We start from the raw sequence: 26,455 nt of genomic DNA, 5'->3' as shown, positions 1-26,455 counted from the left end.
GCTACGCTGGCTTGGCAAACACATCCAGCCCCTTGCCCGTCTCCAGCAGCGACTTAAGGCTCGACAGCACGATCGGCCAGCCTTGGCGGATGCCGGTATCCATGCCACTGCCGGGTTCCAGCTCGTCGTGGGTAACGGTCAGCCGCACCATGTCCTGGTAGGGCACGATTTCGAAGGTCACCCGGCTGTAGGCATCCGGGTTGTCGGCCTGCGAGGCGGCGGCCCAGGTGATGACCAGACGCGAGGGCGGGGTGCTTTCCACCACTTCGCCGACCAACTCGACCGAGCGCGTTTCGTTGGCGCGCACATGCTGCCAGCGCGAGCCGGGCTTCCAGTCCGAGACGTTTTCATGGCCCCAGTAGCGGCTGGCGATCTCGGGTCGGGTGATGGCCTCAAACACCTTCTGTGGCGTGGAGGCGATATAGATCACGTGGATGAAGCGGGTGGTCTCTGCGGACATCGTCATTCTCCTTCCAGTTCTCGTTTCAGGTCATGCAGCAGGCTCAGGCGCTGCTGCTCGAACTTGCGTACCCAGCGCTCGTAGACTTCATGCAGCGGCACCGGGTTGATGAAGTGCAGCTTTTCGCGACCACGACGCACGGTGCTGATCAGGCTCGCGTCTTCCAGCAGGCCCAGGTGCTGGGTGACCGATTGCCGGGCCATGTCCAAGTGCTCGCAGAGCTGACCCAGGGTCTGGCCGTTGTCTTCGCAGAGCAGGTCCAGCAGCGTTCTGCGCGTGGGGTCGGCCAGGGCCTTGAACACCTTGTCTGCATTCATGCGGGGCGTCTTCAGTTCCAGTTGTCGATCCTGACGTCATGCGGGTTGGGCTGGCCCTTGCCGGTTTCCAGCAGCGCTTTGAGGCTCATCAGGAACACCGCCCACTTGGTGCTGCAGTGGGAGGTGAACTCGACACGCTCCTTCCAGCCTTCGTGGGTGAACAGCACGATGCAGTAGTCGCCTTCCTGTTTCAGTGCGAAACGCGCGTGGGTGCCGATCCATTCGGCAGGGCCGGCGAGGAATCGCCAGAGCACGAGCTCGCTGGGGATGAGCTGTTCCAGCTTCATTTCCATGGCGCCGATCTCCTGGCCGTTGTTCGTGAAACGCGCCTTGACCGTGCCGCCGACCTCGCGGTCGCCATGGGTGTCTTCGGCCCACCATCCGGCCACGCCTTCGGGGGTGGCCAGCGCCTGGTACACCTGGCTTGCGGGGGCCTTGATGCCGACCCTGTGTGCGATATCCACCATTGCAGGTTCCTCGCGATGGGCAGGCAGGCGCCGCCCTTGAGTGGACTATATGCAGGCAAATGCCTGCATGTCAAATCTCGCCACGAATGCCCGGGTTTGGTAGTGCCGGCCGCTGGCCGGCTTCCCGGTGGGGCGATGCTTCAATTCTCCGCGTCCTGAAGGGCGGCATGCAGTTTGTCGGTGATCCGCTGCAGTGCGGCACGATCATCGGCGGAGAGATGGTCGAGAAAATACCGGCGGACACCGGCAGCGTGCACCGGCCGCGCCGCGCCCAGCTGCGCGTGACCTTCTGCGGTCATGCGGATCACTACGACGTTTTCGCTGTCGGTATCGCGTTCGATCAGGCCACGGCCGGCCATGCGGGTCAGCTGGTGCGAGAGGCGCGTCTTGTCCCATTCCAGGTAGTCCAGCAGTTCGCGCTGACGGCGGCAGCGATCCTTGGACTGGTTTAGCTCCATCAGCACGATGAAGTCGGCCCTTGAGAGCCCGGTGCTGCGGGTGATGTCCTGGACGATGCGGCCGGAGGTGATCTCGGCCATTCGCCGGAAGCCGCGCCAAGCGGCCCATTCGTCGGGTGTGATGCTGGAGGAGGTCATGGCCCAACGTTGCCGGCACATGGTTGACATGTCAACTCGCAGGGCCTACGGTTGATATGTCAACTCATCTGGATCGCGCTATGCAGCACCCTCCCCGCATCGCCGTCATCGGCGCAGGCCCCGCTGGCCTGACCGCTGCGCTCATCCTGCATCGCGACGGTCACCGCGTGAGCGTGTACGAGGGCGAAGCATCCGGGCAGCAGCGCACGCAAGGCGGTACGCTGGATCTACACGACGATTCCGGGCAGGTGGCGCTGCAGCGCGCGGGCCTGCTGGAGGCCTTCCGCGCGGTCGCGCGCCATGAGGGGCAGGAGGTGCGGATGGGCGACCCGTGGTCCGGGGAGATCACCACCGGCGGGTTCGGGCCGGAAGGGAGCAAGGACAAGCCGGAGATCGACCGCGGCGACCTGCGCCAGTTGCTGCTGGACGCGCTGCCGGCGGAAACGGTGCAGTGGGGCCACAGCCTGACCGAGCTGGTCCCTGCGCAGACGAACGGCCACAGCCTGCGTTTCGCCAACGGCGTGCAGCGCGAGGCGGACATCGTGATCGGTGCCGATGGCGCGTGGTCGAAAGTGCGCGCGGCCTTGAGTGCGTGCCAGCCGCTGCCAACCGGCATTACCTTTTTCGAGGGTTGGATCGAGCGGCCAGCAGCAGACATCGCAGCGATGGTCGGGCAGGGCAGCCTGTTCTGCTTTGGCGGCGAGGAGGCCCTGTTCGTGCAACGCAACAGCCGCGATCGACTCTGCGTCTATGCGGCGCTGAAGTGCTCTTCCGAGTGGCTCGATGCGCAGATCGCGGAGCACGGGATGCGGACGCTGGTGACAGGCCGCTATGCCGGGTGGGCCCCGAACCTTCGGCGCGTGCTGGAGGCTTGCACGGACTTCGTGCGGCGCCCGATCTACAGCCTGCCGGCGGATTTCCACTGGCCCCCGCGCGATGGTGTGACCCTGATCGGCGATGCGGCGCATCTGATGCCGCCGGTGGGCGTGGGCGTGAACCTGGCGATGCTGGACGCGTCGGACGTGGCGATGGCGTTATGCGCGCGGCCGGATGCGATCAGCGCGATGCACGATGCCGAAGCGGTGGTCTGCGAACGCGCCCGCGCGTTGATGCCCGATGCCATCGAGGGGTTCCAGCGCTGGTTCATTACCGAAAGGGATGCGCCAAGCGGTTGATGACCGCTCGAAGCATGGAGTCTCCACGCGCCTGCGTCACTGGGTCGCAGGCGGGCTGAAGCATGCGGTACATCGGTTCGGCGCTAGAGTGGGAACGATCCCCCTCCAGGAAGGAGCAGCGCATGTATTACAGCAGTGGCAATTACGAAGCCTTCGCGCGCCCGCGCAAGCCCGCCGGTGTCGATGACAAGCGCGCATGGTTCGTCGGTTCGGGTCTGGCCTCGCTGGCTGGCGCCGCGTTCCTGGTGCGTGATGGGCGCATGGCCGGTGAGCGCATCACCATTCTTGAACAGCAGCAGATTCCCGGCGGCGCGCTGGATGGCCTGAAGGTGCCGGAAAAAGGCTTTGTGATCCGCGGCGGCCGCGAGATGGAAGATCATTTCGAGTGCCTGTGGGACCTGTTTCGCTCGATTCCATCGCTGGAGATTGAAGATGCCAGCGTGCTGGACGAGTTCTACTGGTTGAACAAGGACGACCCGAACTATTCGCTGCAGCGCGCCACCATCAATCGCGGCGAAGATGCACACACCGATGGGTTGTTTACCCTGAGCGAACAGGCACAGAAGGACATCATCGCGCTGTTCCTGGCCACCCGGCAGGAGATGGAGAACAAGCGCATCAACGAAGTGCTGGGCCGCGACTTCCTGGACAGCAATTTCTGGCTGTACTGGCGCACCATGTTCGCGTTCGAGGAATGGCATTCAGCGCTGGAGATGAAGCTGTACCTGCATCGCTTCATCCACCACATCGGCGGCCTGCCGGATTTCTCGGCGTTGAAGTTCACCAGGTACAACCAGTACGAATCGCTGGTGCTACCGTTGGTGAAATGGTTGCAGGAGCAGGGCGTGGTGTTCCAGTACGGCACCGAAGTGACCGACGTCGACTTCGATCTGCAGCCGGACCGCAAGCAGGCGACGCGCATCCATTGGATGCATGACGGTGTAGCCGGTGGCGTGGATCTCGGCAAGGATGATCTGCTGTTCATGACCATCGGTTCGCTGACCGAGAATTCGGACAACGGCGATCACCACACCGCAGCGCGCCTGAACGGAGGCCCGGCGCCTGCCTGGGACCTGTGGCGACGCATTGCCGCGAAGGATGCCGCGTTCGGCCGCCCGGATGTGTTCGGCGCGCACATCCCGGAAACCAAGTGGGAATCGGCGACGGTGACCACGCTGGATGCGCGCATTCCGGCCTACATCCAGAAGATCGCCAAGCGCGATCCCTTCAGCGGCAAGGTGGTGACCGGCGGCATCGTCAGCGTGCGTGACTCGCGCTGGCTGATGAGCTGGACGGTGAACCGGCAGCCACATTTCAAGAACCAGCCCAAGGACCAGATCGTGGTCTGGGTGTATTCGCTGTTTGTGGATACGCCCGGCGACTACGTGAAAAAGCCGATGCAGGACTGCACCGGCGAGGAGATCACCCGCGAGTGGCTGTACCACCTGGGCGTGCCGGTGGACGAGATCGACGAGCTGGCCGCGACCGGTGCGAAGACGGTACCGGTGATGATGCCGTACATCACCGCGTTCTTCATGCCGCGCCAGGCCGGTGACCGCCCGGACGTGGTGCCGGAAGGTGCGGTGAACTTCGCCTTCATCGGTCAGTTCGCCGAATCGAAACAGCGCGACTGCATCTTCACCACCGAGTACTCGGTGCGCACGCCGATGGAAGCGGTGTACACCTTGCTGGGGATCGAGCGTGGCGTGCCGGAGGTGTTCAATTCCACGTATGACGTGCGCTCGCTGCTGGCCGCGAGCGGACGCCTGCGTGATGGCAAGGAACTGGACATTCCCGGGCCAGCGTTCCTGCGCAACCTGCTGATGAACAAGCTGGACAAGACCCAGATCGGCGGGCTGCTGCGCGAGTTCAAGCTGGTGCAGGAGAACTGAGCGGGGCGCGGGTAGCGCCGGGCCATGCCCGGCGAGCCCAGCAGGGTGAAGTTGACAGCGAGCCAATCTACTAGTAGGTTGGCTGCATGAAAGAGTCGCTCTCGCCCAAGGCCCAGGAGATCCTGGCCCACGCCCGTACGCTGCTGGAGGCCGGTGGCTACAACGGCTTCAGCTATGCGGACGTGTCGGTGCGGGTGAACATCAGCAAGGCCAGCATCCATCACCACTTCCCCAGCAAGGCAGACCTGGTGCGCACGGTGGTTGAACTGTACCGGGCCGAGGCGCGCGAAGGCCTGGCCCTGCTGGACCGGCAGCTGGCCGACCCGCTGCAGGAGCTCAACGCCTATGTGGATTACTGGTCCAGCTGTATTGCGGGCGGCACGTCGTCGTTCTGCATCTGCGCGATGCTGGCGGCAGAGGCACCGATGATCCCTGCTGAGATTGCCGATGAGGTGCGCGGGCATTTCGAGGATCTGAGCGGGTGGCTGACGGTGACGCTGGAGAAGGGCGCGGCGCAGGGCCAGTTGCGCCTGCAGGGTTCCCCTGCAGACGAGGCCAAGGCGTTCATGTCGTCGGTGCATGGTGCGATGCTGGCCGCGCGCGGTTTCGGTGATGCGGCGACGTTCGCGGCACTGGCGCGATTGGCCATTGCGCGGGTGAGCGCGACTGCCTGACATGACTGTGGTGGGGCCTGCGGCGACGTGGGCCTTCTTTTTGAACCATTAGTCTACCTACTAGTAGGTACATTTAACTCTGGAGATGTTCCATGTCGCACTCTCTGTCCCCCCTGGGCGTGATCCACACGGCAGTCAGCCTGGTACCGCTGTTCGCCGGCCTGTATGCCTTCATTCGCCATCGCGCGATCGACCCAGCCACACGTTCCGGCAAGTTGTACCTGCTCGGACTGGTGCTGTCGGTGGCCACGTCGTTCACCGTGTCCAGCACGGGCGGGATCAACCCCGGCCACGCATTCGGGGTGATCGTGCTGCTGGTGGCATTCGGCGGCGTGCTGGCCGCCCGGCTGCGCTGGCTGGGGCGCGCAGCGCGTTACCTGTCAACGTTCGCGCTGTCTTTCAGCTTCCTGCTGTCGTTGGTACCCGGCGTCAATGAAACGTTGACCCGCTTGCCGGCAGCGCATCCGATTGCTGCGGCGCCGATGTCCCCGGTGGTGCTGCAGACGCTGCTGGGATTGACGGTGGCGTTTGTGATCGGCTTTGCCGCGCAGTGCTGGCGCATGCGGTTTCAGGCGGTTTGCAGGCGAACTTGAGCAGATGCGCCTCAGTCCCGCACCGCGAGTGCAGCCAGCAGCGACTGCGGTTCGATCAGCGCAGCCGAACGTGCGGAATCGATCTGGACGTGTCGGCTGCAGAAGTTGAACGATCGACCTTGGGCAGGCGCGGATACGTCTGGAGATGCATCTGGCGTCTCGATCTGCAGCACCTCGTCAACAGCCAGTGCCAGCGTTGAAGTGCCTGCCTTGATCAACAGCATGGCCGGGCATCCACCCTCGAATGCCGGTTGACCGCTCATGCTGCACAGGTCGGCCACCGGCAACGCTTGCCCGCGCACCTCCAGGGTCGGCCTGCCCGGATGATCTACCGGGCCGAACCTCTCCGGGCCGCGTATTTCGATGGCTGCCCGCACGTCGATCGCGAACAGGGCCGTGCCTGCACGCATGACGACGATTTCGAACAGGTCAGCGGGCAATGCGCTTGCGTCCGTTGATGAATGAGCGGGTGGAGACATGCTGTGGGCGTGGAGAAGACCGTGGGGAAGACGCTTTGAATGATGACGGCCGCAGGAGTCACATGGCCGCGCGGGCCAGCGCGCGCGCGGCGGCGGTTCAGGTGCATCCGGCGGTCGCGCGTCGTGCACCGGCGGTGCCGATGCGCGGAAAGTGCGGACGCAGCAGGCCGACGAGCTGATCCATGCCGGGAACGGAGTGGCCAAACTCGTCCCATCGCGCATTGACCAGGCCGGACACCACGATCTGCCCGGTCTCGATGTGGGTCATGGCCCAGTAGGGAACGGCACGGGTACTGATCGCCATGTCCAGTACCGGCAACACGGCAGCATGCGAACGGCTGTCATGGATGCGGCGCCTGACCGCCTCCAGGCCGTCGGGCGGGCCTTCGATGTACTGGAAAAACCGCTGCCCGTCGACGAGCAGCGCTCCGGTGACGTCCACCCGGCGATTGAACGCGGCAGAGCCCGAGACGATCTGGCGGAGGGTTTCATCGGAAAGCCCAGCCGACATGTGGCTGGAGTAAGCAAATGCGTGGAGCATGGAAGGGGCTTCGTGTGACGCCCATCACTATACGTGGGTCTCCACCGTCCGCCGTGAGCCTTTTCTCACGTGGCGCTGGAGAGCGCTGAGTTGGATCAGCAGCCCACCAACCGATCCGCGCCAATACCGCCGCGATGCTGGCTGCGGTACTCGGTAGGGCTCGCATCGACCTGACCTCGGAAGTGCCGTCGGAAGGATTCCTGCGAACCAAAACCGGCCTGTTCTGCAATCCACTGCAATGGCCGGTCGGTGGTTTCCAGCAGTTCGCGGGCGAAGGCCACGCGCTCGCGGATCAGCCAGTCGATCGGCGACAGGCCCGTGGCTTCCAGAAACTGCCGCTGCAAGGTGCGTTGGCTGAGTGCAGCCTGCTCGGCGAGACTGCCCAGTGAATGGGGCTCGCGCAGGTTGCGGCGCATCCACTCCATGAGTTTCGCCAGACGCGTCGGTTCCCCGTTGGGGATCGCGCGGCTGACGCGCTGGCTGCGCCCGGCATCGCGCCACGGTGCCAGCACCAGCCGCTCGGCGACCAGGTTGGCCACGCGTGCGCCGTAATCCTTGCGGACCATGTGCAGCATCATGTCCATGCCGGTGGCTGAGCCGGCCGAGGTGATGATGCTGCCAGTATCCACATAGAGCACATCCTCGCGCACATCAATGCGCGGGAAGTCGCGTGCCAGCGCTTCGGTGAGGCGCCAGTGGGTGGTGGCCTGGCGGCCATCGAGCAGCCCGGCCCAGGCCAGCACGAAGGCACCGGAGCAGATCGAGGCGATGCGCGCGCCGCGTGCGTGGGCACGGATGAGTGCATCGAGCAGTGCCTGCGGTGGGCGCTCGCTGGGTTCGCGCCAACCGGGGATGACGATGATGTCGGCGTCGTCGACGGCATCGAGCGCGTAGGGCAGCTGCACCTGGGTACTACCGAGCATGCGCAGTGCGCCGGGCTCGCCTGCGCAGAGCTGGGTGCGGTACCAGGCCACGCCGAGTTCTGGCCGTACCGGCGCGAACAGGCCCACCGCACAGCCGAACTCGAACAGCCCCTGGCCGTGGCAGGCGACGATGGCGACGAGCGGCGCGTTGGGATCGGCGGATGGACTGGGCATGGCTTGATGCTACGGGTGGTGATGTGCGCCGCAGAGTGCTGCGCGGGCATGAGGTGATGCCTGTGGAGCATGTGCGGCCCCGGGGTCGGATCCCTTCCTGTAGAGCCGAGCCCACGCTCGGCTCAAAATTGGCAGAAGTGGATGCATCTGACGCCGTCACGAAGAGCAGCCGAGCGTGGGCTCGGCTCTACAGACAGCAGTGCACCGGCAATGCCACCTAACCTCATTACCAGCAGTCATGTGGGTGGCCGGATATGACGGTTGGGTGACGCGATCCCGCCTGTTGCCGTGGGTGAACTGGCCCTTGAATGGAAGCGTGTTTCCGGCCCACCCCCACGAGCCCCCATGCCTGCCGCCCACGCCCCTGTCCTGAGCTCTCTCGCTGTTCTGATCACAGCCGTCCTTGCCGCGTCGTCCAGCCATGCCGCTGAAGCCGATGCGGATCCTGCCACCACGGCAGCCTCCGCCAATGTCGCGGCATCCACGCTGGATGCGGTGGTGGTGACCGGCTCGCGCACCAGCACGCGTACGGTGAAGAACAGCTCCACGCCTATCGATGTGATCTCCGCCGAGGACCTTGCCTCCACCGGCCAGGCCAACCTGCTGGAAGCGCTGCAGCGTGCGCTGCCGTCACTGAGCCAGATCGGCGGCTACCAGAGCGACCAGGAGAGCCTGATCCGCGGCTACCAACTGCGCAACCTGTCGCCCGGCTACACCTTGGTGCTGGTCAACGGCAAGCGCCGCAATGCCAGCGCCTATGTGAGCGGGGCGAATGGTGGCGGCTTCCCAGGGCACGCCTGGGCAGACCTGGCACTGATTCCGGTCTCGGCCATCGACCATGTGGAAGTGCTGCGCGATGGCGCTTCGGCGATCTACGGTTCTGACGCGATCACTGGCGTGGTCAATGTGATCCTGAAATCGCAGGCGCACGGTGGCGAGTTTGCCGTGGAAAGCGGACAGAGCATCGATGGCGATGGTTCGCGTACCAGCGCGCGCGCCAATGTCGGCCTGCCGTGGGGCCAGGATGGGTTCATCAACCTGTCCGGCGAGACCACCCGCCAGCATCATGCGATTCGTACCCGCCGCTACATCGATGGCTACTTGAGTTACCCGGCCGTGGATGCGAATGGCAATCGGGTGGCGCTGCGTCCGAACAACCGGTTGCCGGCCGGCGCAACGCCGAACCCGGCTGAAGCCAGCCGCAATGCCGAGGCCAATACCATCCTCAGCTCGCCGTCGTATGCGCTGAAGGCCTTCGCGGTGAACGTGGGCCATGGCCTGGGCGACAGCGCACAGTTCTACGCCAATGCCACCGCCAGCGACCGCACCGCGCAGGCGATCCAGAACTTCCGCCTGCCGGCGACCATCTTCACTACCTACAAGGCACCCGGCGTGCTGAGCGTGTTTCCCGATGGCTTCCTTCCGGTGCTGGAAACCAAGGAAAAGCAGTACACGGGCACCGCAGGCGTGAAAGGCCAGGTCGCGGGCTGGGACTACGACGCCAGCCTGACCGGCAACCGCAGCACAGTGCGTACCTATACGCGCAACTCGGTGAACTACTCGCTGCCATACCCCGGCTCGCCCACTGATTTCTATGACGGCAAGCTGGACTACCAGCAGGGCATCGCCAACCTGGACCTGCGGCGTGGCTTCGAGGTCGCAGCGTTCGCCTCGCCACTGGAAGTGAGCGCGGGCGCCGAGTACCAGCACGAACAGTACGAACGCGGGGCAGGGCAGTGGGAGTCGTACACCGGCTTCGGTGCCGCAGCGTTCGTCGGCTATTCCACCGCCGATGCGGTGAAGGCGACCCGCAACAGCAAGGCGGTGTACGTGGGTGCGGCCACCAACATCACCTCGCGCTGGTATCTGGATGCGGCCGCGCGCTGGGAAGACCATTCCGACTTCGGCAGCGTCTCCACCGGCCGCCTGACCACGCGCTTCGACTTCACCGATGCGCTGGGGGTGCGCGCCACGGTCAGCAACGGCTTCCACGCCCCCAGCCTGGGCGCGCAGTTCTACCAGGCCACTGGCAGCTGCCCGTGCGGGACCACGCTGGTGGCACAGGTGTCTTCGCCGGCGGCGATCGCACTGGGTGCCACGCCGCTGAAGCCCGAGAAAGCCACCAACTACAGCCTGGGCGTGACCTGGGACCCGAGCCCGGCGTTCCACCTGGCAGTGGATGCCTATCAGATCGACATCCGCGGCCAGCTCGGTCAGTCAAGCCAGATCGGTTACAACGCGCAGGATCCGGCGCGCGTCACCGACAACAGCGGCACGGTGCTGAGTGCGGCGCAGAAGAGCACCATCGATGCGCTGCTGGGCTCGGCCGGCATCAGCATTCTGCCGGGTGATGCGTTCTATGCCAGCTACTTCACCAACGTGGGCAACACGCGTACACGCGGTGTCGAGCTGACGCTGGAGGCGAATCAGGAAACCACGTGGGGCAAGCTGCGCTGGAGCTACGCGGCCAACGTCGGCCGTACCACCATCCAGAAGGTCAGCGACATTCCGGCGGCGCTGCAGGGGCTGCCGAACATCAACCTGCTGACCAGGTCCAGCGAGTACGCGCTGCGCTTCCGCACGCCCAGCTACACCCAGGTGGCCGGGCTGGGCTGGCAGAACGGGCGCTGGCGCTCGAACCTGGACTTCACCTACTACGGCCCGATCAAGCGCCTGAACAACGGCGTGGAGTACAAGCAGCCGCCGGTGCTGGTGACCAACCTGTCCGGTGGCGTGGAGCTGGGGGCGGGCTGGAGCGCGGCGCTGGGCATCAACAACGTGTTCTACAAGCGCACGCGCAAGGTGCCCGAGTACGCGCGCAGCGCCACTGATGTGGCCAGTATCGAGACGACCTGGGACAACGGCGATGTGCTGAGCAACGTTGGGGCGTACTGGTACGGGCGGGTCAGTTACCGGTTCTGATCTGGAGCAGTCGAGCATGGCTCGACTCTATAAAAGGCAAAGGGCGGCCGGACGTAGTCCGGCATCATCGAGGAGCAGTTCATGTCTTCTGCATTGAAGGTGGTTGCATTGGTGGGGTCGCCGACCAGTTCGGCGACGTCGCGTACGTTGCTGCTGGTGCGGTATCTGCTGGCGTCTCTGCAGGAGCGGGTGCATGCCAGCGTGGAGCGGGTGGAGCTGGCGCCGATTGCACGCTCGCTGGGCCAGTCACTGTCGCGGGGTGAAGTGGAACCGGCAGTGGAACAGGCGCTGCGGACCATCGAGACCGCCGAACTACTCGTGGTGGCAGCGCCCGTGCACCGTGGATCGTATCCGGGCCTGTTCAAGCACCTGGTCGACTTCATCGAACTGGAAGCGCTGGTGGATACGCCGGTACTGCTGGCGGCAACCGGTGGCAGTGAGCGCCATGCGCTGGTGATCGATCACCAGCTGCGGCCGTTGTTCAGTTTCCTGCAGGCGCACACGCTGCCGATCGGGGTGTACGCCACGCCGGCCGACTTCGACGGTGAGCACATCACCAGTGTGGCCTTGCAGGCGCGCATCGCGCTGGCGACCGAGCGTGCGGCCGGGCATCTGGCCACGCAGTCGCTGGCGGTAGCGGCGCCGCTGCGACGCATCGCCTGACGCCATAACCGGCGGCGCTTTGCTTATGGCCAAGGCGCATCTGCATGGCCGGATCTGACCGCCGATTGTCGCCTGGCATCGCCGTGCCGACGGCTGTCATCTCTAGCATCGATATCGACGCGGCATCGCATGGCCGCCCCCGATGAGGACGACCCCGTGAGTCTGGACGCAAACGATAAGCCCATCCTGTTCCTGCTCGACCGTGAGTTCGAGGACGGACAGATTCCCGGCCAGCGCTTCTTCTGCCGGCACAGCCTGTTGCTGGAAGGGGCGCTGTCGAGCATCGACGGCCTGGACGCGCAGCTGGACGTGCGCCGCATCGGTTTTGCGCGGCCGCGCCACGAGGTGATCGCCGAGATCGGCGAGAAGGACCAGTCGCTGCCGAAGCTGGTGCTGCCGCAGGGCGTGCACAGCGACCTGGCCAGTGGCGCGCACCAGGATCGCCAGTACATCTCCGGTGCCGAACCGATCCTGGCTGCGCTGAACGGGTTGCTTGGCATTCCCGTGGCCCACCCCTGAGCGAGGACGCGACCATGAGTTATCAGATCAGCGTGTTGGACAAGAGCCCGGTGGCCGAGGGCGCCTCACCGGAGCAGGCGCTGCGCAACAGCCTGCAGCTGGCACAGCGTGCCGAGCAGTTGGGTTACCACCGGTACTGGTTTGCCGAGCACCATGCCGCGCCGACCTTGGCCAGCCCCGCACCGGAAGTGCTCGCGGCCTGGGTACTGGCGCAGACCCGGCGCATCCGCATCGGCAGCGGTGGGGTGATGCTGCGCCACTATGCGCCGTACAAGGTCGCGGAGAACTTCAACCTGCTGTCGGCGCTGGCGCCGGGGCGTGTTGACCTCGGCGTGGGCAAGGCCCCCGGTGGCCTGCCGGCCTCTACGGCTGCATTGGCAGCGGGGCGGCCGGCGTTTGCCGATTTCGACCAGCAGCTGCGCGACCTGGAGGGCTACCTGTCGGGTACCGACGCCGAGGCGCAGGCGCGCCCGATCCCGCAGCAGGCGCCGGAGCGCTTTCTGCTCGGTGCCAGCCCGCAGAGCGCCAAGCAGGCGGCCGAGCTGGGCTGGCGCTTCGTCTACGCCGCGCACTTTGATGGCGACCCGAAACACATCGAGGCTGCGTTCGATGCCTATCGCAGCGTCTCCTCGCAGCCACCGCTGCTGGCCACGGTGGCCTTCGCCGCACCGACTGCTGAAGCCGCAGCGCGTCACATCGGTGCGCTGCGGGTCTACAAGCTGCACCTCGGTCCCGGGCAAGCGGTGAACCTGCCCAGCCCGGAGGCGGCTGCCGAGTACGCGCGCCAGGTGGGCGTGGCCGACTTCCGCATCGAGGAAACCCGCCCGAGCGTGTTGTCTGGCGATGCGCAGCACGTGCGTGACGAACTGGATGCGCTGCACCGGCGCTTCGGCGTGGGCGAGTTCATTCTCGATGCGCCGGTGGCCGACCTCGACGCACGCCTGACATCCCTTGAACTGCTGTCGCCCGCGCCGCGCGCGGCGGTGGCCTGACCTGCAGGAGCGATTCCCATGAGCACGACCCCGCGCCACATTCCGTTCGGCATCATGCTGCAGGGCCCCGGCAGTCACATGCATGCCTGGAAGCATCCATCCAACCCGGCCGATGCCAGCGTCAACCTGCAGTTCTACATCGACATCGCGCGCACTGCCGAGGACAACGGCATCGCCTTCGGCTTCGTGGCCGATGGCCTGTACATCAACGAGAAGTCGATTCCGCACTTCCTCAACCGCTTCGAGCCGATCTCGCTGCTGTCGGCACTGGCGACGGCGACGAAGAAGATCGGCCTGGCCGGTACGCTGTCGACCTCCTACAGCGACCCGTTCACGGTGGCCCGGCAGTTCGCCTCGCTGGATCTGCTCAGCGGCGGCCGCGCTGGCTGGAACGTGGTGACCTCGCCGTTGGAGGGCTCTGGCCGCAACTACGGCCGGCCGCACCCGGAGCACGCGCTGCGCTACCAGATCGCCGACGAGTACCTGGAGGTGGTGCAGGGACTGTGGGATTCCTGGGACGACGACGCCTTCGTGCGCGAGCGCGACAGCGGCACGTTCTTTGCACCGGAGAAGTTCCGCCGGCTCGATCACAAGGGGCGCTTCTTCCAGGTGGAAGGTCCGCTCAACATCCAGCGTTCGCCACAGGGCCAGCCGGTGATTTTCCAGGCGGGTTCTTCCGATGATGGCATTGCGTTGGCTGGCAAGTACGCCGATGCGGTGTTCACCCATTCGCCGTCGCTGGAAGAAACCCGCGCATTCACCCAGAAGGTGAAGAATTCGGCGATCGCGCACGGCCGCAGCGGCAATGACGTGAAGATCTTCCCGGGTATCGGCCCCATCGTCGGCCGCACTGCCGAAGAGGCCGAAGCCAAGTACCAGGCAATCGCCGCACTGGCCACGCTGGAGGACGCACTGGCCTATCTCGGCCGCTTCTTCGACCACCACGATTTCAGCCAGTACGACCCGGATGCACCGTTCCCGGAGCTGGGTGACATCGGCAGCAATTCGTTCCGTTCCACCACCGACCGCATCAAGCGGGATGCGCGTGAGAAGGGCCTGAGCCTGCGCCAGGTGGCGCTTGAAGCGGTGAGCCCGCGACCGAACTTCATCGGCACGCCGGAGCACGTGGCCGATGAGCTGATCCGCTGGTTCGACGCCGGTGCCAGCGACGGTTTCATTCTCGGCTTCGCCGCACAGCGCGAAGGCCTGGACGATTTCGTGACCCAGGTGCTGCCGATCCTGCAGGCGCGCGGCTACCACCAGCGCGAGCTGGAAGGGCAGACCCTGCGCGAGCACTTGGGCCTGCCGTACAAGGCCAGCCGTCATGCGACCGATGCCGAACCGGCGCGGAAGGTGGGGTAGGGCGATGAGCGGAGAGAATTCGGTAGCGCTGGGCCATGCCCGGCGAGATCCTGCGTCCATCGGCGTGCTGCCCGAAATCGCAGCACGCGCCGAGGCCGCCATTGCGATCCGTCATGACCTGCACCGGTACCCGGAGCTGGCCTTTGAGGAGCACCGCACCAGCGCCCGAGTGGCCGAACTGCTGCAGCAGTGGGGCTATGAGGTGACCACCGGCCTCGGTGGCACCGGCGTCGTCGGCACGCTGCAGCGAGGGCAGGGCAGCCGTCGTCTTGGTCTGCGCGCCGACATCGATGCACTGCCGATCCACGAGGACTCCGGCCTGGCCTATGCCAGCCAGACCGAGGGGCTGATGCATGCCTGCGGCCACGATGGTCACACCGCCATCCTGCTGTCGGCAGCGCATTACCTGGCTCATCATGGTGCTATCGACGGCACCCTGCAGCTGGTGTTCCAGCCGGCCGAGGAAACCGGTTCGGGTGCTTCGAAGATGATTGCAGATGGCCTGTTCGAGCGCTTCCCGGTGGATGCAATCTATGGCCTGCATAACTGGCCGGGCGTGCCGGTGGGCCACTTCGGCTTCGTCGATGGCCCGGCGATGGCGTCGGTGGACTGGGCGCGGCTGAAGGTGATCGGCAAGGGCGGTCACGGCGCCGAGCCGCAGGGTAGCGTTGACCCAATCCTGGCGGCGGCGCACATCGTTACCGCGTTGCAGAGCGTGGTGTCACGCAATGTCGACCCGCGGCAGATGGGCGTAGTCACTGTCGGTTCGATCCACGGCGGCCAGGCCGCCAATGTGATTCCGGACGTGGTCGAGCTGAAGCTGACCGTGCGCGCCTACCTGCCCGAGGTACGCGACACCCTGCGGCGCCGGGTCACCAGGATTGCCGAGCAGACCGCCGCCGCGTTCGGTGCGCGTGCCGAGATCGAGTTCCCGCGCGGCTTCCCCAGCGTGATCAACCACCCGCAGCAGACTGCCTACATCCGCGAGGTCGCTGTGCAGGGATTCGGTGCCGGGCAGGTGGTGCCCGAATTCGCACCGCGCACTGCCAGTGAGGACTTCGCGTTCCTGCTGCAGGCGCGGCCGGGCAGCTTCGTGTTCGTTGGCAACGGCGACAGTGCGCCGCTGCACAGCCCGCGCTACGTGTTCAACGACGCGGCCATCGCACCGGCCGCCAGCCTTTGGGCGCGGCTGGCCGAAGACTATCTGGTGAAGGACGTGGCATGAGCAGCAACGAACGCTTCCTCTATACCTCGGTGGATGATCCGCTGGCACGGCCTCTGTTCGATGGCCTGGAACAGGAGTACGACAGCCGCTACGCCGACGTGCGCCGACGCATCGGTGGCAGCGCCCGGGAGGAGCTGCAGCGCTACCCGGCGCAGGCCTTTGCTGCCCCGGTAGGGGCGTTCGTACTGCTGCTGCGAGACGGCGTGGCGATCTCCGGCGGCGCCTTCATGCCGCACCGCGATCCGGAAACCGCCGAATTCAAACGCATCTGGACGCTGCCCGGGCTGCGCCGGCAGGGCATCGCGCGTCGCGTGCTTCAGGAACTGGAAGACCAGGCGGCGCGCCAAGGCTATCGGCGCGTGTTCCTGACCACCGGCTTCCGCCAGCCTGAAGCGGTTGGCCTGTACCTCAGCCATGGCTACACCGCGCTGTTCGATCTGGAGGCCGACCCGGAAACCATCGCGCATCTGCCGTTCGAGAAGCATCTACGTGCGCCGGCGCCTGTTGTTGCGCCTACGCAGACCGTGTTGCACGGAGCCCACGCATGAGCACGCCTTCGACTGCATTGGATGGCATTGCCGCCCGTCCTGCGCCAGCACCTGCGCTGAAGATCGTGCCCGCCCGGCATCCGCTGCAGGTGTTCGGCACAGTATTGGCACTGGCGCTGATCCTGATCGGGCTGCAGTCCGTGCTGGGCAATCCGCGCTGGGGCTGGGGCACCTTCGCCGAGTGGTTCTTCGCACGCCCGGTGCTGGAAGGCCTGGGCCGCACGCTGCTGCTGACTGCACTCGGCACCGGCCTCGGCTTCGCGCTGGGTACCTTGCTGGCGTTGGCCCGGGTGTCCGGCTCGCCGCTGCTGTCGGCGGTGTCGTGGGGCTACGTGTGGTTGTTCCGTTCGATTCCGCTGCTGGTGCTGTTGCTGCTGCTGAACAACCTGGGCTATCTGTACAGCACCATCGAACTGGGCGTTCCCTTCACCGGCATCAGCCTGTTCTCCTACCCGACCACGCAGCTGATTGGTGTGTTCACTGCGGCGGTGCTGGGTCTTACCTTGAACCAGGCGGCGTTCTCGGCCGAGGTGATCCGCGGCGGGATTCTGTCGGTGGACCACGGACAGTACGAAGCGGCCGCCGCGCTTGGCCTGCCGCGTAGCCGCCAGGTGCGCCGCATCATCCTGCCGCAGGCGATGCGCTCGATCCTGCCGGCCGCCTTCAACGATGTGATTGGCCTGGCCAAGAGCACTTCGGTGGTCTACGTGCTGGCGCTGCCGGAACTGTTCTACACCGTGCAGGTAATCTACCGCCGCAATCTGGAGGTGGTGCCGCTGCTGATGGTGGCCACGGTCTGGTACCTGGTAATCCTTACCGTGCTGTCGCTGTTGCAGCGGCGCGTGGAGCAACGCTTCGCGCGTGGCCAGCTGCAGCGCGAGCGCTCGGTGTCGCGGGTGTCATCGCCCCCGCGTGTGCAGAGCGAAGCCGCGCCGCGCGTGGCAAGCCGCCCGCGCATCGCCACGCAGGTGGAAGCGGGCGAGGGAGCTGCGGTGTCGCTGCACGGCGTAGGCAAGGTGTTCGGCGACCAGCCGGTGCTGGAAGACGTGAACCTGGACCTGCGCGCAGGCAGCGTGACGGTGCTGATCGGCCCGTCCGGCGCCGGCAAGTCCACGCTGCTGCGGCTGATCAACCACCTCGAACGCGCCGACGGCGGTTACGTGACTGTCGGCGGCCAGCTGATCGGCTACCGCCGCGAGGATGACACGTTGTACGAACTGCCCGAGCGTGAGATCCGCCGCCGTCGTGCGGAAGTGGGCATGGTGTTCCAGGGATTCAACCTGTTCCCGCACCTGACCGCGCTGGAAAACATCATCGAGGCACCAATGGCGGTGCGCGGCGTGCCGCGTGCGCAGGCCGAGCAGCAGGCGCGGACGCTGCTGGAGCGGGTTGGCCTGGCCGACAAGGCCGATGCGTTCCCGCGCCAGCTGTCCGGTGGCCAGCAGCAGCGCATCGCGATCGCCCGCGCACTGGCGCTGCAACCGAAGGTGCTGCTGTTCGATGAACCGACCTCGGCACTGGACCCGGAACTGGTGGCTGAAGTACTCAGCGTGATCGAGGAGCTGGCCCGTTCCGGCACCACGCTGGTGATCGTCACCCATGAACTGAGTTTCGCCCGTCGCGTGGCCGACCACGTGGTGATGATGGACCAGGGGCGGGTGATCGAGCAGGGCACGCCCGAGGCGTTGTTCGAACGCCCGCGCCAGCAACGCACCGCCGAATTCCTGGCCAAGACCCTGTAACCCCGGTAGGAACATCATGAGCCCTGCAGCACCGCGTCGTCCCTCGCGCAGCAACCTGTTGATCGTGGGCGTGCTGGTCGTCGGCATCGCCGGCATCGTCTATTCGCGCGTACGCCAGGCACCGGATGCCGGCGCCGTGGCCGCGACCAGCCTGGCCGGTGCGAACACGGCCGTGCTGAAGGGTACGTTTGACCCGAAGGCTCAGGCGTTGATCCCGGCCGACTATCGCTTCGTCACCCCCGGCACATTCACCGTGGCCACTCATCCGGGACAGCTGCCGCTGGCCGACTATGGTGCCGACAGCAAGGACGTTGTCGGCATCGAGCCCGACATCGCGCGGCTGATCGCCGATGGGCTGGGCCTGAAGCTGGTGATCGTACCGGTGGCCTGGCCTGACTGGCCGCTGGGGCTGGAATCGGGCAAGTACGATGCGGTGCTCTCCAATGTGACGGTCACCGAGGAGCGCAAGAAGAAGTTCGATTTCTCCAGTTATCGTTACGACCTGCTGGGCATCTACACGCGCGCCGATGGGCCGATACAGAAGATCGAAAAGCCCGCCGACGTCGCCGGGCTGAAGGTGGTGGTGGGCGCCAGCACCAACCAGGACCAGATCCTGCGCCAGTGGGACCAGCAGAACATCGCTGCCGGCCTGAAGCCGGTGGAGTACCAGTACTTCGACGACGCGGTGGTCGGCCGCTTGGCGGTGATCACCGGCCGCGCCGATGTCTCGTTCGAGCCCAATGCCACCGGCGCTTATTCGGCACGCGATGGCAAGGTGCGGCGTGTGGGCCTGTTCCCTGGCGGCTGGCCGAACGCCGCGGCGATCTCGGTGACCACCCGTAAGGGCAGCGGCCTGGCCGATGCGGTGACGCAGGCATTGAACACCCAGATCGGCAGCGGCACTTACGCACAGGCGCTGGAACGATGGAACGTGGCCGAGGAGGCGGTGCCGCAGTCGCAGACCAATCCGCCGGGATTGCCGACGCTGCAATGACACCGGGCGTGGCCCGGAGGGCCCCTGTAGAGTCGAGCTTGCTCGACTGGCGCATGGTGATCGGCGACATGCAGTCGAGCAAGCTCGCCTCTACCAACGCGCCTCCAGCGTTTTGAACGGCTTTGCCAAACGCACCCCCTCGGCATCGAAGTTTGAAACGCTACGCCCATCCACACGTACCGTCTTCGGCATCGTGCGCGCCGGCCACCAGACCTTCACCGCCGTCCCGCTGCGCAACCCCTTGCCCAGCGTGACCGTCAGCACCCCTTCGCGCTGCCGCGCCTGCATCTGCAGCGTGCCGTACGCCGTCGGCAGGCGTTCCACCGCCAGCCCATCGCCAGCCACCCACGACGGTGGCGTACCTGGCAGCAGCGACAGCGCATCATCGTCCTCGCGCATCAGCATGCCGAACAGCGTGCGGCCGTACTCGGCGCCGATCCAGGTGTGCGGCATGTCGCCCAGGTAGCGCGGGAAACGCAGGCGCGAGTGCACGACCTCGGCCAGCACCTGCCACTCAAGCGGGCGCCGGTCATGCAGCAGCCCCTGCAGCAGCTCATCGGCCACCTGCGGCTGGCCCAGGTGCACATAGCTCAGCACGTTGCGGATCTCATACGGCGTATAGGCGTACAGCGCGCCTGGCTGGCTGCGCTTGCGCACGTCGTCCAGATATCGGGCAAAGGTGGTGCGCAACGCCTCGGGCGGCAGCACGCTCTGCGCACCGGTGGGGTCCAGTGCGATCGATACGCCGGTTGGATCGCCATCGCCCAGGTCGGCCGAAGAGGGAATGAAGTCGATGCCCTTCCACGCCATCGTCGCCCGGATCGAGGCGTGCAGCGCGTCGTAGAGCAGCTTGTACTGCTCGCGTGCCCACATTGCGGTCTCGTGGTCGCCCAGCGATTCGGCCAGCCACGCACCGTCATGCCAGCCCTTCAGGCCCCAGTAGTCATCCCAGTAGCTGTGGGTAGGGGACGGATAGCCCTCATGGCTGATCGACGGCGCAAGGATGCCGGCGAAGCGCTCCGGCGCCGGCTGGTCGGCCTTGTAGCCGGGCACCAGCGTGCGTTCGCGCAGTTCCTGCAGGAAACGCAGCGCCGCTTTCACTTTCGGCAGATAGGCACGTACCGACTCGGGTCCGCCATCCAGGCGCGCGACATCGGCCACCAGTGCCACGTACTGGCCTTGGCTGTCGTACTCGATGTCCGAACCGAAGCCGGTGTTGACAGTGCCATCGTCGTTGAGGATCGGCGAGACCAGACCGTTGGCATGCACACCGTGTTCGCTGTACCAGGCCAGGTAGTCGCGCGCGACGCGGGCTTCGCCCATGCGCAGCAGCACCGCCGAGGTGGCCATGCCGTCGCGGATGAAGGAGCGGTTGTAGTTGCGCGGACCGGGCTGCATCGCCGGGCCGGTCTGGTTGATCAGCATGTAGGCGGCCTGCGCGCGCAGCATGTCGACCAGTGAGGGATCGGGCAGGCGCAGGCCGACCTGACCCAGCCGTGCCTGCCAGTCGGCGGAGGCCTGCGTGGCCAGGCAATCGAACGCCGCATTGGCATCGCGGGGCAGCGTGGCCAGATCGAGCGCAGGCGCTTCGGGCAGCGCGCCCTTGGTATCGGCGGCGGCAGTACCCAAGGGGAACGCGACCACGATGGCATCGCTGGCGCCCGGCGCCAACGAGACGCGGTAGTTCAACGCAGCCGAGGCAAGACCCTGGTCATCGTGCGCCCGTTGCGCGGAAGGCAGTTGGCCGGCAGCAATGTTCGCGGTGATTTCCGTGGCGCCATCCGTGCCGAACGGCGCCGTACCAGACGCAGCCACCGGCGTGAGCGACCGCAGCAGCGTGCGCCCGTTGATGCGCACAGCCTGTCCATCGATCGCCACATCGCGAATGGGTGACAGCCCGCCGTTCTGCCACGGCGGATTCATCTGCATCGGGCGCACGACCAGGCTGAGTGTGCCGTCGATCCCGGTTTTTCCGGTGTTGTGCAGGCGATGACGCAGGAACGTTACCGGCTGGCCGTTGCGCTCGATGGCGAATACCTCGCTGCGCAACTCCAGCCCGGGCTGCGGTGACCACGTAGCGGAGGGCATCGGCTTCCAGCCATCCCGCAGCGCGTGCTGTATCGGCTGTCCTGCCGCGCCAGCGGCGCGGCCGTCAGCACTTCGCCAGATCGGCTGCACCAGTGGCGCGCCCTTGAAGGCTTCCAGATTGCCGTATTCGTCGAAGATCGATTTCTGTCGGCCCGCATGCACGCCCACTGCGGTCCAATAGGTCTGCTGCATCTGCAGCGACGCCGGGAACAACGCGCGCTGCGCGCCGCTGGCGGCGATCTGGTACTGCTTCATCGGTGTCATCACGGCTTTCGGGCCGAGCAGGCGCAGTCGCGCGATCTGCGGTGCGGCGCCGTCCACGCTCAGGCGCAATGCACGCAAGGGTTGTGCTGCAGTGGCGGCCAACCAGCTTTGCCGATGGCTGGCCGCCTGTGCATCGTGTGCGAGATCCTGCCAGCGGCCTTGCGCGTCCTGCGCCTGCAATCGAGCAGCGCCGCGCGCACCATCCGCCCATTCCACTACCAGGCCAGCCGTGGACTGCGCGCGGGGCAGGGTGATCTCAAACGCGTGAGCGCCTCCCTTTCCGGCCGGCATTGCGACCGTGCCACTCCCTTGCCAGAGCGCCGCTGCCTGCGTTGCATCGATACCGCTGATGCGTGCGCTGAGCGTGCTGTCCAACGGCTCCATCTCGAAGATCGACACGCCCCAGTCGGAGGTGCGCTGCGGGCTGGCCAGCCGCAGGTAGCGCGCCTGCCGCGGCGCGAAGTACAGCGTTTCCACATCGCCCAGCGAATCGGCCATGGTGTACGCGGTCTGCCACTGCTGGCCGTCCAGCGAGGTCTGCAGCGAATAGCCTTCCGGGTTGGAGACATCCCAGGTGAGGCGTACGCCGGCCATCATCGCGGGGGCCCCCAGATCGATCTGGAACCAGTGGCCGGGGCTGAAGGCGCCGCCGGTGACGGTCTTCGGGTCGCCGTCGATCAGGTGGCTGATCGCCATCGCCGGTACCTGCTGCGAGGAACTGCTGGCCTGCCATTGGCTGCGCGGGGGGAGGGTCTGTGCCTGTGCGCTGGAGGCCAGGGCGGCCAACAGCAGGGCAGCGGCAGGGCGCAACGAGAAATGCGGTGTGGAGACCTTGGAGCGTTCGGCGCGCAACGTCATTACGGACAGCCTCGCAGGTTCGACCGGAATCGGGCGAGCGCTACGCTAGCAAGGGATGTAATCGGTTACATGACGCACTGCAGCGCCGCAGGCCGCTTCTGTGGTTGACGCAGCCGAGCATGGCTCGGCTCCACATGGTTTCCGGCGGGTCAAGCGCACCGCACGCTACAGCTCCACCGTCTCCCACCAGCGCGTACCCGCCTGCGGCGCCTGCATGTCCAGTGCTTCGCCCATCATCGGCGTGGCCACCGGCACATTCTTTGCGGCCGCCAATGCGGTGATGCGCTCGAACGGCTGCTGCCATGCGTGCAGGGCCAGGTCGAAGGTGCCGTTGTGGATCGGCAGCAGCCACTTGCCGCGCAGGTCCAGGTGCGCCTGTAGCGTCTGTTCCGGCTGCATGTGCACGAACGCCCAGCGCGGATCGTATGCACCGGTCTCGATCATGGTCAGGTCGAACGGACCATACTTTTCGCCGATGGCCTTGAAGCCGTCGAAGTAGCCGGTGTCGCCGCTGAAGAAGATGCGGAAGTCACCGTCCTGGATCACCCACGACGCCCACAGGCTGCGATCACTGTCGCCCAGTCCGCGGCCAGAGAAATGCTGGCCCGGGGTGGCGGTCATGCGCAGGCCGTTGGCTTCGGTCGATTGCCACCAGTCCAGCTGTTCGACCTTGCTGGCGTCCACACCCCAGGCGATCAGCTGGTCGCCGACGCCGAGCGGTGCAATGAAGCGCGCGGTCTTGCCAGCCAGCTGCATCACCGCAGCGTGGTCGAGGTGGTCGTAGTGATTGTGCGAGAGGATCACGCCGGCGATCGGCGGCAGATCGTCGATGCTGATCGGTGGCGCATGGAAGCGGGCCGGGCCCATCCACTGCACCGGCGAGGCGCGCTCGGAGAACACCGGATCGGTCAGCCAGTACTGGCCGCGCAGCTTCAGCAGGATCGTGGAGTGCCCCAGCCGGAACAGACTGCGGTCCGGCGCAGCGTCGAGGGTAGCGCGGTCCAGCGGCTGCACCGGAATGGGGTGGGCCGGGACGGTGCCCTTGGGCTTGTTGAACAGGAACGTCCACCAGATCTCCGCACCGACGCGCAGGCCCATCGCCGGACGGGGCAGGGCATTGCGGAACTTGCCATCACGGTACTGCGGCGAATCGGGGAAGTCGGGGAGGGACCAGGACTTGCAGAAGGTGTAGGCGGTCACGGCGAGGATTCCAAGCAGGAGGACAAGGAGCAGGCGCTTCATGGGTGACGTCCGCTGGGTACACTGCACAGTGTAGTTTCGTCTTCTTCAAAAGTACACTGATGGGTGTAAAATGGTGGCGTCCGTTCAGTTATCCGGTTCCCGCCATGCCCCGTGCCCCACAACGCCTGACCGACCGTAAACGCGATGCCATCGTGCGCGCGGCGGTGGAGGAGTTCCGTGCATCGGGCTACGAGGCGACCAGCATGGACCGCATTGCAGAGGCGGCCGGGGTCTCCAAGCGCACCGTCTACAACCACTTCCCGAGCAAGGAAGCGTTGTTCTCGATGATCCTGGAGGAACTGTGGGAACGCAGCGTGGCCAGTGATGCATTGCCGTACCGCGCCGACCAGCCGCTGCAGGCGCAGCTGCTGCAGTTGCTGGGCCAGAAGCTGGAACTGCTCAGCGATGCCAACTTCATCGACCTGGCGCGGGTGGCGATGGCGGAGATCATCCACTCACCGGAGCGTGCGCAGGCCATCGTCTGCCGCATGGGTGAAAAGGAAAGCGGCGAGAGTGCCTGGATCCGCGCGGCCATCGCCGATGGTCGACTGCGCGAGGTCGATCCGGAGTTCGCCGGCCACCAGCTGCACGGGCTGGTGAAGAGCTTTGCGTTCTGGCCACAGGTGACGATGGGGCAGGCGCCGTTGAACGCACAGGAGCGTGCACGCGTGGCCGAATCGGCGGTGGCGATGTTCCTGGGGTTCTACGCGGTCTAGCTGGCGGCGAAGCGGCGGAACTCGTCGGCCGGCAGCGCCGCCGAGTACAGATAGCCCTGGCCGACATCCACGCCCAGTGCGCGCAGTTGCTGTTCCTGCGCCAGGGTTTCGGTACCTTCGGCCACCACGATGGCGCCGCAGCGGTGCGCGACTTCGACGATGAAGCGCACGATCGACTGCGACTTGGCGTCGGACAGCGTGGCGATCAGCGCCTGCTCGATCTTGACCTCGGCGATGGCCAGCTGCGAGAGCAGGATCAGGGTTGAATAGCCGGCACCGAAATCGTCCAGCGACAGGGTGACCTCGGCCGCCAGCAATTGCGCGATGTTGGCATCGACGACGTCGCGCTCGACGATTTCGGTCCATTCGACGATCTCCAGGCGCAGCATCACGCCGGGCACATCGTGCAGCTGCAGCAGTTCCTGCAGGCGCAGGCCGAAGTCGGGCAGGCGCAGTGACTCGGCCGAGACGTTCACGGCGATCTTCAGTTGCGTGCCATCGCGTCGGCACTGCTGTATGAAATGGATGGCCGACTGCAGCGTGGCCCATTCCAGTTCAGCCAGCCGTCCCTGCCGGCGCAGCAGGGAGATCACCCGCATCGGCGCGATCAGCCGGCCCTCGCCGTCGCGCATGCGCAGCAGTGCTTCGGCGCCGACCAGTTGGCGATCCTGCAGGCGATGCTTGGGCTGGTAGCACAGCGGTGCGTCGCCCTGCTGCAGCCAACGTTCGAGAGCGACTTCGATCAGGGCGTCGATCTCGCTGTCGCGCTGGATCGGGTCGTCGAAGAACACGACGCCGGATTCGATCGCACTCAGCGCCACGGTGATTGCCCGGAAAGGCAGGTAGCCATCATCTGCGGCGGCCGGTGGCTTCAGCTCGACTACCGCGCAGCGGAACAGCGGCCGGAAGCCGGGCCAATCGCGGCCGACCTGATCGGCCAGGTTGCTGGCCAGCTCGGTGATCTGCGGTTGCGTGCGCAGTTCGGACAAGGTCAGGTCGCGCACCAGGATCGCCAGCGCGGCATCGCCGAACTGGTATATCTCCAGTTGCCCGGCCGGCAGCGAGGGCAGCAGCCGATGCACCTCTTCGGTGCTGTCGCGCTGCCACAGGCCGTTGTCCTGCAGCGGACCGTAGCGCAGGCGCAGGTCGCGCAGGTTGCCCATCTCGGCCACGATCAGGCAGGCCTTGCCGATACCGTCGTTGTCGCGCCAGTAATGCTGCAGGCGTTCGCCGAGCGCGCGCATGTTGGGCAGGCCACTGATCGGATCGATGCGCAGCCAGGCGTGTTCGCGCTGACGCTGTGCATCGATCTGCGCATCGTTGTAGACCAGTGCGAACACCGCGCCCAGCATCAGCAGCGATAGTGGCAGTGCCAGCAGGCGCTGGATTGCCAACTCCTCCACGGGTAGCTGATTGGCGCCGATGATTGCGACGCCCAGTGCCAGGCCCAACGCAGTGACGACGATACGCACGCCCCAGGCCTGCAGGATCATGCGCAGCGAGAGTTCATTGAGCATGCGCGGGTGCAGGCGCCTGCGCAGCCAGACGCCTGCCAGCATCTGCAGCGTGGCCTCGAGGCCGGCTGGTAGAAAATACTGGGTGCCGGCGAACTGGTATCGGGCCAGCAGGCTGGCACCCAGGCAGGCCAGGCCGCCGCGCCAGCCGCCGAGCAGTCCGCTGACCAGCAGGATGTCGAAGCCGAGGTGCAGCTTGACCACGCCCTGGGTGTAGCGGGCTACGAACCAGGCGTTGAACAGGTAGATCAGGCCCAGCGCCACGCCCACGTACAGGCGGCGGCCTTCAATGGCATGGCCAGCGCGACGGGTGGCGATCAGCAGCACGCCGATCATGCCGATCACCGCCGTGGCCTGCAGCAGATACAGCGGCAGGCTGGGCAGGGCGCTGTCCAGGACCTGGGCCGAGACCCGTGAAAGCGCATCCATAGCAGGTTCCCGCCTGTGACCGACGGCCAGTGAGGAGCAGGGTAAACCACAGGCGCCCGAGCGGCCACCAAGGGCCCCGGGCCGAG

Annotated in this window: 24 protein-coding genes; 14 read left to right on the top strand and 10 right to left on the bottom strand. The window is 66.1% G+C overall.

Going from position 1 to position 26,455, the window contains the following annotated elements; all coding sequences use genetic code 11:
* Position 1: 1 nt before the first annotated feature.
* The 4 genes from N5J73_RS00535 to N5J73_RS00520 all read right to left on the bottom strand — a co-directional run bounded on the left by N5J73_RS00535 (position 2) and on the right by N5J73_RS00520 (position 1,840).
* Positions 2-460: an SRPBCC family protein gene (locus tag N5J73_RS00535; protein WP_049436314.1), complete on the bottom strand. Its 459-nt coding sequence runs from the start codon at positions 458-460 to the stop codon at positions 2-4.
* A 2-nt stretch (positions 461-462) separates the two neighbouring features.
* Positions 463-777 (bottom strand): metalloregulator ArsR/SmtB family transcription factor, encoded by a 315-nt coding sequence (locus N5J73_RS00530; RefSeq protein WP_049449671.1) that lies wholly within the window; start codon positions 775-777, stop codon positions 463-465.
* A gap of 11 nt (positions 778-788) precedes the next feature.
* The gene (locus N5J73_RS00525) at positions 789-1,244 is read right to left on the bottom strand and encodes an SRPBCC domain-containing protein (RefSeq protein ID WP_049449669.1); all 456 of its coding nucleotides are present in this window, start codon (positions 1,242-1,244) and stop codon (positions 789-791) included.
* A 140-nt stretch (positions 1,245-1,384) separates the two neighbouring features.
* Entirely contained in the window at positions 1,385-1,840 is a 456-nt protein-coding gene (locus tag N5J73_RS00520) for a MarR family transcriptional regulator (RefSeq protein WP_049449667.1), read from the bottom strand.
* 56 nt (positions 1,841-1,896) lie between these two features.
* Here N5J73_RS00520 and N5J73_RS00515 point away from each other — a divergent pair, with 56 nt between their 5' ends.
* The 4 genes from N5J73_RS00515 to N5J73_RS00500 all read left to right on the top strand — a co-directional run bounded on the left by N5J73_RS00515 (position 1,897) and on the right by N5J73_RS00500 (position 6,174).
* Positions 1,897-3,015, top strand: a complete 1,119-nt coding sequence (locus N5J73_RS00515; protein ID WP_329767412.1) for an NAD(P)/FAD-dependent oxidoreductase — start codon at positions 1,897-1,899, stop codon at positions 3,013-3,015.
* Positions 3,016-3,137: 122 nt separating this feature from the next.
* On the top strand, positions 3,138-4,907 hold the full coding sequence (locus tag N5J73_RS00510; protein WP_049449663.1) for an oleate hydratase: 1,770 nt from the start codon (positions 3,138-3,140) through the stop codon (positions 4,905-4,907).
* A gap of 86 nt (positions 4,908-4,993) precedes the next feature.
* Positions 4,994-5,581, top strand: a complete 588-nt coding sequence (locus tag N5J73_RS00505; RefSeq protein ID WP_049449662.1) for a TetR/AcrR family transcriptional regulator — start codon at positions 4,994-4,996, stop codon at positions 5,579-5,581.
* A 92-nt stretch (positions 5,582-5,673) separates the two neighbouring features.
* A complete protein-coding gene (locus N5J73_RS00500) occupies positions 5,674-6,174 on the top strand; it encodes a hypothetical protein (protein WP_049449660.1) in 501 nt (166 codons plus the stop codon).
* Between the two features lie 11 nt (positions 6,175-6,185).
* Here N5J73_RS00500 and N5J73_RS00495 read toward each other — a convergent pair whose 3' ends face one another.
* The 3 genes from N5J73_RS00495 to ftrA all read right to left on the bottom strand — a co-directional run bounded on the left by N5J73_RS00495 (position 6,186) and on the right by ftrA (position 8,291).
* Positions 6,186-6,614, bottom strand: coding sequence for a chemotaxis protein CheW (locus tag N5J73_RS00495; RefSeq protein ID WP_232015540.1), 429 nt, complete (start codon positions 6,612-6,614; stop codon positions 6,186-6,188).
* Between the two features lie 136 nt (positions 6,615-6,750).
* Positions 6,751-7,194 (bottom strand): BLUF domain-containing protein, encoded by a 444-nt coding sequence (locus N5J73_RS00490; RefSeq protein WP_049449656.1) that lies wholly within the window; start codon positions 7,192-7,194, stop codon positions 6,751-6,753.
* A 95-nt stretch (positions 7,195-7,289) separates the two neighbouring features.
* A complete protein-coding gene (ftrA, locus tag N5J73_RS00485) occupies positions 7,290-8,291 on the bottom strand; it encodes a transcriptional regulator FtrA (protein WP_049449654.1) in 1,002 nt (333 codons plus the stop codon).
* Positions 8,292-8,636: 345 nt separating this feature from the next.
* Here ftrA and N5J73_RS00480 point away from each other — a divergent pair, with 345 nt between their 5' ends.
* From N5J73_RS00480 to N5J73_RS00440, 9 genes are all read left to right on the top strand, one after another.
* Entirely contained in the window at positions 8,637-11,213 is a 2,577-nt protein-coding gene (locus tag N5J73_RS00480; protein WP_164078615.1) for a TonB-dependent receptor, read from the top strand.
* Positions 11,214-11,294: 81 nt separating this feature from the next.
* A complete protein-coding gene (gene msuE / locus N5J73_RS00475) occupies positions 11,295-11,876 on the top strand; it encodes an FMN reductase (RefSeq protein ID WP_049449650.1) in 582 nt (193 codons plus the stop codon).
* Positions 11,877-12,032: 156 nt separating this feature from the next.
* Complete coding sequence (locus N5J73_RS00470) at positions 12,033-12,395, top strand: DUF3088 family protein (RefSeq protein WP_049449692.1); 363 nt, start codon at positions 12,033-12,035, stop codon at positions 12,393-12,395.
* A 14-nt stretch (positions 12,396-12,409) separates the two neighbouring features.
* Positions 12,410-13,387: an MsnO8 family LLM class oxidoreductase gene (locus N5J73_RS00465; RefSeq protein ID WP_049449648.1), complete on the top strand. Its 978-nt coding sequence runs from the start codon at positions 12,410-12,412 to the stop codon at positions 13,385-13,387.
* Positions 13,388-13,405: 18 nt separating this feature from the next.
* Positions 13,406-14,749, top strand: a complete 1,344-nt coding sequence (locus N5J73_RS00460) for an LLM class flavin-dependent oxidoreductase (RefSeq protein ID WP_049449646.1) — start codon at positions 13,406-13,408, stop codon at positions 14,747-14,749.
* Between the two features lie 4 nt (positions 14,750-14,753).
* The gene (locus tag N5J73_RS00455) at positions 14,754-15,974 is read left to right on the top strand and encodes a M20 aminoacylase family protein (protein ID WP_049449644.1); all 1,221 of its coding nucleotides are present in this window, start codon (positions 14,754-14,756) and stop codon (positions 15,972-15,974) included.
* Positions 15,971-16,522 (top strand): GNAT family N-acetyltransferase, encoded by a 552-nt coding sequence (locus N5J73_RS00450; RefSeq protein WP_049449642.1) that lies wholly within the window; start codon positions 15,971-15,973, stop codon positions 16,520-16,522. The genes N5J73_RS00455 and N5J73_RS00450 overlap by 4 nt, the downstream gene beginning before the upstream one ends.
* Positions 16,519-18,264, top strand: coding sequence for an amino acid ABC transporter permease/ATP-binding protein (locus N5J73_RS00445; protein ID WP_080354955.1), 1,746 nt, complete (start codon positions 16,519-16,521; stop codon positions 18,262-18,264). Before N5J73_RS00450 ends, N5J73_RS00445 begins: the two co-directional genes overlap by 4 nt.
* Before the next feature lie 16 nt (positions 18,265-18,280).
* Positions 18,281-19,258: an ABC transporter substrate-binding protein gene (locus N5J73_RS00440; protein WP_049449640.1), complete on the top strand. Its 978-nt coding sequence runs from the start codon at positions 18,281-18,283 to the stop codon at positions 19,256-19,258.
* A gap of 90 nt (positions 19,259-19,348) precedes the next feature.
* On the opposite strand, the gene N5J73_RS00435 is transcribed toward N5J73_RS00440, so the two are convergent.
* On the bottom strand, positions 19,349-22,468 hold the full coding sequence (locus N5J73_RS00435; RefSeq protein ID WP_049449639.1) for a discoidin domain-containing protein: 3,120 nt from the start codon (positions 22,466-22,468) through the stop codon (positions 19,349-19,351).
* Between the two features lie 165 nt (positions 22,469-22,633).
* Positions 22,634-23,710, bottom strand: coding sequence for an MBL fold metallo-hydrolase (locus tag N5J73_RS00430; RefSeq protein WP_049449637.1), 1,077 nt, complete (start codon positions 23,708-23,710; stop codon positions 22,634-22,636).
* 104 nt (positions 23,711-23,814) lie between these two features.
* Here N5J73_RS00430 and N5J73_RS00425 point away from each other — a divergent pair, with 104 nt between their 5' ends.
* Positions 23,815-24,426 (top strand): TetR/AcrR family transcriptional regulator, encoded by a 612-nt coding sequence (locus N5J73_RS00425; RefSeq protein WP_049449635.1) that lies wholly within the window; start codon positions 23,815-23,817, stop codon positions 24,424-24,426.
* Here N5J73_RS00425 and N5J73_RS00420 read toward each other — a convergent pair.
* Positions 24,423-26,369, bottom strand: coding sequence for an EAL domain-containing protein (locus N5J73_RS00420; protein WP_049449633.1), 1,947 nt, complete (start codon positions 26,367-26,369; stop codon positions 24,423-24,425). The two genes, N5J73_RS00425 and N5J73_RS00420, sit on opposite strands and share 4 nt — an antisense overlap.
* Positions 26,370-26,455 lie beyond the last annotated feature (86 nt).

The sequence above is a fragment of the Stenotrophomonas sp. GD03654 genome (assembly GCF_029845105.1).
In the GTDB taxonomy this organism is placed as follows: Bacteria; Pseudomonadota; Gammaproteobacteria; order Xanthomonadales; family Xanthomonadaceae; genus Stenotrophomonas; species Stenotrophomonas africana.
Note: the sequence above shows the minus strand (reverse complement) of the source record. Positions and strands in the feature narration are given on the sequence as shown.

Bases quoted from the DNA above. Each gene is read 5' to 3' on its own strand.
- N5J73_RS00535 (WP_049436314.1), bottom strand. From the start codon at position 460: ATGTCCGCAGAGACCACCCGCTTCATCCACGTGATCTATATCGCCTCC.
- N5J73_RS00530 (WP_049449671.1), bottom strand. From the start codon at position 777: ATGAATGCAGACAAGGTGTTCAAGGCCCTGGCCGACCCCACGCGCAGA.
- N5J73_RS00525 (WP_049449669.1), bottom strand. From the start codon at position 1,244: ATGGTGGATATCGCACACAGGGTCGGCATCAAGGCCCCCGCAAGCCAG.
- N5J73_RS00520 (WP_049449667.1), bottom strand. From the start codon at position 1,840: ATGACCTCCTCCAGCATCACACCCGACGAATGGGCCGCTTGGCGCGGC.
- N5J73_RS00515 (WP_329767412.1), top strand. From the start codon at position 1,897: ATGTCAACTCATCTGGATCGCGCTATGCAGCACCCTCCCCGCATCGCC.
- N5J73_RS00510 (WP_049449663.1), top strand. From the start codon at position 3,138: ATGTATTACAGCAGTGGCAATTACGAAGCCTTCGCGCGCCCGCGCAAG.
- N5J73_RS00505 (WP_049449662.1), top strand. From the start codon at position 4,994: ATGAAAGAGTCGCTCTCGCCCAAGGCCCAGGAGATCCTGGCCCACGCC.
- N5J73_RS00500 (WP_049449660.1), top strand. From the start codon at position 5,674: ATGTCGCACTCTCTGTCCCCCCTGGGCGTGATCCACACGGCAGTCAGC.
- N5J73_RS00490 (WP_049449656.1), bottom strand. From the start codon at position 7,194: ATGCTCCACGCATTTGCTTACTCCAGCCACATGTCGGCTGGGCTTTCC.
- ftrA (WP_049449654.1), bottom strand. From the start codon at position 8,291: ATGCCCAGTCCATCCGCCGATCCCAACGCGCCGCTCGTCGCCATCGTC.
- N5J73_RS00480 (WP_164078615.1), top strand. From the start codon at position 8,637: ATGCCTGCCGCCCACGCCCCTGTCCTGAGCTCTCTCGCTGTTCTGATC.
- msuE (WP_049449650.1), top strand. From the start codon at position 11,295: ATGTCTTCTGCATTGAAGGTGGTTGCATTGGTGGGGTCGCCGACCAGT.
- N5J73_RS00465 (WP_049449648.1), top strand. From the start codon at position 12,410: ATGAGTTATCAGATCAGCGTGTTGGACAAGAGCCCGGTGGCCGAGGGC.
- N5J73_RS00460 (WP_049449646.1), top strand. From the start codon at position 13,406: ATGAGCACGACCCCGCGCCACATTCCGTTCGGCATCATGCTGCAGGGC.
- N5J73_RS00455 (WP_049449644.1), top strand. From the start codon at position 14,754: ATGAGCGGAGAGAATTCGGTAGCGCTGGGCCATGCCCGGCGAGATCCT.
- N5J73_RS00450 (WP_049449642.1), top strand. From the start codon at position 15,971: ATGAGCAGCAACGAACGCTTCCTCTATACCTCGGTGGATGATCCGCTG.
- N5J73_RS00445 (WP_080354955.1), top strand. From the start codon at position 16,519: ATGAGCACGCCTTCGACTGCATTGGATGGCATTGCCGCCCGTCCTGCG.
- N5J73_RS00440 (WP_049449640.1), top strand. From the start codon at position 18,281: ATGAGCCCTGCAGCACCGCGTCGTCCCTCGCGCAGCAACCTGTTGATC.
- N5J73_RS00435 (WP_049449639.1), bottom strand. From the start codon at position 22,468: ATGACGTTGCGCGCCGAACGCTCCAAGGTCTCCACACCGCATTTCTCG.
- N5J73_RS00430 (WP_049449637.1), bottom strand. From the start codon at position 23,710: ATGAAGCGCCTGCTCCTTGTCCTCCTGCTTGGAATCCTCGCCGTGACC.
- N5J73_RS00425 (WP_049449635.1), top strand. From the start codon at position 23,815: ATGCCCCGTGCCCCACAACGCCTGACCGACCGTAAACGCGATGCCATC.
- N5J73_RS00420 (WP_049449633.1), bottom strand. From the start codon at position 26,369: ATGGATGCGCTTTCACGGGTCTCGGCCCAGGTCCTGGACAGCGCCCTG.